This window comes from Gemmatimonadales bacterium, from assembly GCA_036265815.1.
Taxonomy (GTDB): Bacteria; Gemmatimonadota; Gemmatimonadetes; order Gemmatimonadales; family GWC2-71-9; genus CAVVWJ01.
In genome coordinates this window covers 1-2,919 of sequence record DATAOI010000080.1, presented here as the reverse complement: position 1 = coordinate 2,919, position 2,919 = coordinate 1, and the positions used below count along the sequence as shown (strand labels likewise).

Sequence of the window (2,919 nt, the reverse complement as noted above, 5' to 3'; positions counted from 1 at the left end):
AAGTTTGCCAACACGAAGGAGAAGGCGGTCGTGGCTTCGATGAAGTCCGACCTGCGCAACCTGGTCACGGCCCAGGAAGCGTTCTTCTCGGATAACCAGGACTACGCTGGTGGGACGTACAAGGGCGACGGGACGGTCTATACCCAGACCAACGGTCTGGCGGGTGCCGGCCGGCTGGCCTTCACCCCCAGCGCGAACAACACCGTGGTCGTGACCTACATCGACGCGGCCGGCTGGAAGGCTCAGGCCACCAATCCTGCGGTGACCTCGGCAGCGAGCGACGTCTGCGGTGTGTACGTGGGTGTGGCGGCCAATGCGCCGAACGCCGCGGTCAAAGCCGAAGGCGCTCCGGCCTGCTACTAAGCCTGGCGGGATAGATAGCGAAGAGGGCGGTACCTAGTGGTAGCCGCCCTTTTTGCCTACCAGGCACACTCGACTGAGGGTGGAATCATGGTCACGCGGTGCAGGACGGCTCGAATCGCAATCCGGCGGAATCGTCGGGGTTTCACCCTGATCGAGCTGCTGATCGTGGTCGTGATCATTGGGCTCCTGGCCGCGATAGCGATTCCAAAGTTCGCCAATACGAAAGAGAAGGCCGTGGTGGCCTCGATGCGCTCCGACTTGCGCAACCTGGCCACCGCTCAGGAAGGATACTGGGTAGAGAACCGGACCTACTACGGCGGAGTAATTCCCGGCGCAGGCATCCAGTTCAGTCCCTCGTCCGGTGTTCTCGTGACCATAGTGAATGCGACTGACGCGGGTTGGTCGGCGAGAGCGACGGCGGTGCCGCTGACCACCGAAACGTGCGTGATCTTCTACGGAGTGACACCCCCAATTCCGCCGGCAACGGCCGATGCGGCGGTAGCGTGTAGCTGAAGTGGCTGGCCGAGGGCGACGGTCGCTCCGGACCGCACTGCTCCTGGAGCTGGGATTCGTCACCTCGTCCGCGGTCGCAGTGGTTGGGCTGACGACAATTCTCATGACGGGCAGCGACTTGCGAGCAACGCTCGAGTCGCTGCTGGCGCTATGGCTAGGCAGCACGATGGTGTTCATCCTGTTCGGCGCCTATGCCGTCCATCGTCTCGTCGTCGTGCCGGTCCGCGAGCTGACCGCTGAGGCTGATGCGCTTGCGGTCGGGGAGTTTCCTGCGCACGCGCCCCAAGCTGCCGCCGAACTGGAGCTGCTGGCAGCCCGCTATCGCGCGATGGCGGAGAACTTGCTGGACGTGCAGAGCCAAGTCGTTCGCGTCGAGAAGCTCGCCGGCATTGGCCGACTGGCGGCGGGCGTAGCTCACGAAGTCAGAAATCCTCTCGGTGCACTCGCGAGTTACGTCGAGGTGCTGCAGCGCCGAGGTGCCGATCCCAAGGTGACCTGTGACATGCACCAGGCCATCCAGCGGATCGAACGAATCGTGCAAGGTCTCGTGGATTATGCCCGGCCCGGCGCCGAACCCGCGCCCGACAGCCGGCACGATGGCGCCACTGATCTGAATGCCGCGGTCCATACGGTGCTCGACTTTCTGGAAGCACAGGGACTGCTGCGCGGACAGGCGCTGGAAGTCTCGCTCGACGAGGGACTCCCGCCGGTTCGAGGCGATCAGCACCTGCTGGAGCAGGTCATCGTCAATCTGGTGGTGAACGCCTGTCAGGCGAGCCCAGGTGGACGGGTGGTCGTGGGCACTCGCGCCAAGGCCATCGGCACTCAGCGGCGGACCACGACCAGACAGGGCGACAACAAGTATCACTGGCCCGATCCGGGACGAAGGTGGGCGCCGGAGCCGCGGCCGCGTGAGCTGGAACCGGGGACGAGAGGGGTCATGCTCTTCGTCGCCGATGACGGGCCTGGGGTGTCGGAGGCGGATCGGGAGCGGGTGTTCGATCCCTTCTTCACGACCAAGGATCCGGGACAGGGAACGGGGCTTGGACTGGCGATCGTCGCCCGGACGATTTACGAGAGCGGCGGTACGGTCTGGGTAGACCGAGCGAGAGAAGGCGGGGCGGTGTTCAAGGCATTTCTCCCAATCGCGAGTGAGATCGATGCGGCTGCTGATCGTTGACGACGACGCGGGTTTCCGGCAATCGCTCGCGCTGCTGCTCGGCGAGTCCGGCTATGCCGTTGAGGCTGAGGGCGACCCGGAGCGGGCGCTCTCACGCGCACTGGCCGAGGAATTCGACCTCATCCTCTGTGACGTAAAGATGCCCGGCATGGACGGGCTCAGCTTCCTCCGGCGCTACCGCGATCAGAGCGGCAACGCCCTGATCATCATGATGAGCGCCTATGGTGACGAAGACGCCGCCCTCGCTGCCATGCGTGAGGGTGCGTACGACTATCTGCAGAAGCCGTTCAAGCCGGATGAAGTCATCCTGACTGTGAAGAAGGCGGAGGAGCGGGAACGCATGCGCCGTGAGCTCGACGCGCTGCGCTCCAGTCTCGGGGTGGGCGCCGTTGGTGATCTGGTGGTTTCCCAGAGCCGGGGGATGCGCGATGTGGTCGAGCTCGCGGCCCGGGTGGCGCGCCACAACACCACGGTGCTCATCACCGGCGAGAGCGGAACCGGGAAAGAGGTCATCGCCCGCGCCATTCACCGGATGAGCCCTCGCAACGAGCGCAGCTTCACCGCGATCAACTGCGCAGCCATCCCCGAACAGCTGCTGGAGTCGGAGCTCTTTGGTCACACCAAGGGCGCCTTTACCGGTGCCACCTCCGATCATCCAGGGCTCTTCGAGCTGTCCAACGGCGGCACCCTGCTGCTCGACGAGATTGCCGATCTTCCCCAGTCGCTCCAGGCCAAACTCCTCCGGGTGCTCGAAGAAGGTGAGATCCGCCGGCTCGGCGCGCGCGAAGCCAAGAAGATCGATGTCCGCGTCCTTGCGGCCACCGGTCGCGCAATGGAGCAGGCTGTTGAACGCGGCGAGTTCC

At 64.7% G+C, this 2,919-nt stretch carries 4 protein-coding genes; all 4 read left to right on the top strand.

Annotation, left to right across the window (positions count from 1 at the left end):
- Positions 1-363 (top strand): hypothetical protein (locus tag VHR41_16570; GenBank protein ID HEX3235813.1); only part of this gene is annotated, 363 nt, incomplete at its 5' end.
- 87 nt (positions 364-450) lie between these two features.
- Positions 451-876, top strand: coding sequence for a prepilin-type N-terminal cleavage/methylation domain-containing protein (locus VHR41_16565; protein ID HEX3235812.1), 426 nt, complete (start codon positions 451-453; stop codon positions 874-876).
- A gap of 1 nt (position 877) precedes the next feature.
- Positions 878-2,056 carry a HAMP domain-containing sensor histidine kinase gene (locus tag VHR41_16560; protein ID HEX3235811.1) on the top strand — a complete coding sequence of 393 codons (1,179 nt, stop codon included), beginning with the start codon at positions 878-880 and terminating at the stop codon, positions 2,054-2,056.
- On the top strand, positions 2,037-2,919 hold an 883-nt coding region (locus tag VHR41_16555; protein ID HEX3235810.1), incomplete at its 3' end, for a sigma-54 dependent transcriptional regulator. The genes VHR41_16560 and VHR41_16555, both read left to right, overlap by 20 nt.

Excerpts from the sequence above, each read along its gene's own strand:
- VHR41_16565 (HEX3235812.1), top strand. The coding sequence starts at position 451 with ATGGTCACGCGGTGCAGGACGGCTCGAATCGCAATCCGGCGGAATCGT.